The organism is Acetivibrio straminisolvens JCM 21531 (assembly GCF_000521465.1).
In the GTDB taxonomy this organism is placed as follows: domain Bacteria; phylum Bacillota; class Clostridia; order Acetivibrionales; family Acetivibrionaceae; genus Hungateiclostridium; species Hungateiclostridium straminisolvens.
In genome coordinates this window covers 1-2,113 of the sequence record NZ_BAVR01000130.1, presented here as the reverse complement: position 1 = coordinate 2,113, position 2,113 = coordinate 1, and the positions used below count along the sequence as shown (strand labels likewise).

Annotated in this window: 2 protein-coding genes and 1 pseudogene; all 3 read left to right on the top strand. The window is 32.1% G+C overall.

Annotated features, from left to right (window positions below):
* Positions 1–1,365: DUF5702 domain-containing protein (locus tag JCM21531_RS23265; protein ID WP_243467887.1), on the top strand; the 1,365-nt coding region annotated here is incomplete at its 5' end.
* A 38-nt stretch (positions 1,366–1,403) separates the two neighbouring features.
* Positions 1,404–1,970 carry a hypothetical protein gene (locus JCM21531_RS16940; protein WP_038291576.1) on the top strand — a complete coding sequence of 189 codons (567 nt, stop codon included), beginning with the start codon at positions 1,404–1,406 and terminating at the stop codon, positions 1,968–1,970.
* Positions 1,971–2,022: 52 nt separating this feature from the next.
* Positions 2,023–2,113, top strand: a pseudogene (locus JCM21531_RS24950) (copper amine oxidase N-terminal domain-containing protein); the annotation flags it as partial.

The following is a 2,113-nucleotide window of genomic DNA, read 5'->3' as shown; positions in this document are numbered from 1 at the left end:
AAAGATAGGCCGGTTTTCTTTGATGCAAACCATGCAGATGTAGAATATATTCTATGGGGGTTTGATAGTGAAAAGGAAAACATAAATGCAGTAAAGGCACAGATTACTCTTGTGAGATTTGCGTTAAATGTTATAGCAATATATACTGATCCAGTAAAGTTTAACAGGGCTCTAGAAATTGCTACAATTGTTGCAGGATGGACCGGCGGAGTAGGTATTCCTATTATACATACGCTAATTATGATGGCCTGGGCAATGGCTGAATCTTTATTTGATGTTTACTTGCTGTTAAAGGGAGATAATGTACCGATATTTAAAACGAGAAATACATGGATAACAGATATTAAAGGAATGTCAACAGCAATTACAAATGAAATTATCGATTTAACCAAAGATAAAGCTAAAAATGTTGCTGAAGAAGTGATTGATTATGCGGAGAGTAAAGCTGAAGATTTTGTTAGAAAGGCTAGCTCCACTATAGCAGACTACATTGACTCAAAAGTAGATTTACTGGTAGATAGAGCTTTTGCTAGCATTGAAAATCCCTTAAAAGAAAGTATGTATTCTGCAGAAGATATTTTTGATGATTTACAGGCAAGTTTAAATGTAAAAGTTGAAGGAGAAGTAGGAGCCGTAATGAAGCAGATTAGCAGTGAAGCTCAAATTTTGCTTCTTGAACAAATGGAAATTGTTGAAAACAGTACTATAGGCAGTTATGTGCCTGACATCATTCAGGGAGTGGATTATACAGATTTTCTTGAAGTATACAAAGATAGAAATCTTAAAGATGCTATAGTAGAGTTGACTATGCAGCTTGCAGAAGGAAAGGAGTTGCTTGGCTATAGCATAGATGAAACAAGCAAAAAAGTGAATAGTATGATATTTAATACTATTCAGGAAGCAAAAAAGAAAGTAAAGTATAATATAAAGGTAGGAATTGTGGAGTTAAAGACAAATTTTGTTAATAAGTTTAAAGAAACATTCAAAACAACTGCTGAAAAGGGAAAAGAGGAAGTAAATAAGTTTATTGATTCTATCGGTAATACAAGTGATTCGGAGGTAATGAAGACAAACTTGAAGGGCTCTTTCCTTTCTATGAAGTATGTTGATTACCTTAGGTTATTTTTACTTTTTACAAACAAGGATGTAAAAATGAAAAGAATATCTGATTTGATACAAGTAAATGTGAGAACTGTTTCAGGAAACAAAACTTTTAAAATGTCAGAATGCAGCACATATATGCGTATCGAATCTTCAGTTTCAATAAAGTATTTATTTGCTACAAAACCTTTTATGCCGAAAGAATTCAAGACTGAAGACGGGAAAAGAATAAAGTTTGATGTTATCCTATATAAGGGATACTAAAAATAAAAATATATTTTTAAAAGAAGGGGATGTTGAAAATGATTAGAATGAAGTCAATATTAATAGCATTAGCGATATGTTCTATATCTTTATTATCAGCTTGTGGTGGAAATGGAGAAGGAAATACTCAACCTTCTAGAACATCAAATGCGACACAGAATACAAATGAGATAGGAGATAAAAAGGAAAAGACTAATGCGGAAAGATTTTTAGAGTATGCTATAAAGGCAGCTGATTTAAGAAATTTTACTGAAACTGGTGACTATGCAGGAATTATGAATACATTACATGACTTATACAAAAAAGATATTGTAAATCCTTATACCGAAGGTAATTTAATATACGTGATGAATAGAACGGCAAGTTATATTGATAATAAAAATATGACTGTAACAAGAGGATTAGGTGTTGATTGTGTGGTAATAGATGATTATATGACACAACTTAAAGATTTAGATACGTCCGAAGTAACTTATTGCGTAAATCCGGAAAGTAAAGGCATGGTGTTTGCATTTTGGTTTATGGATGGTGTATATATATATGAGATTGATGAAAATGGTGAGAAAATAAATGAAATTAAGCATTTCTTTGAAAAGGAAGAATAAAGTTTTAATGTTGATGAAACGAGTAAAAAGTGTGGATGGAGGGAAAACTGAAATGAAAAGAATTGCAAAAATACTAACAGTGATATTAGTAGTTACATACTTATTATCAATACCGACAGCGGCTGTTGAGCTCCCAATTCGGG

Coding starts and splice junctions, on each gene's coding strand:
- JCM21531_RS16940 (WP_038291576.1), top strand. CDS start 1,404: ATGATTAGAATGAAGTCAATATTAATAGCATTAGCGATATGTTCTATA.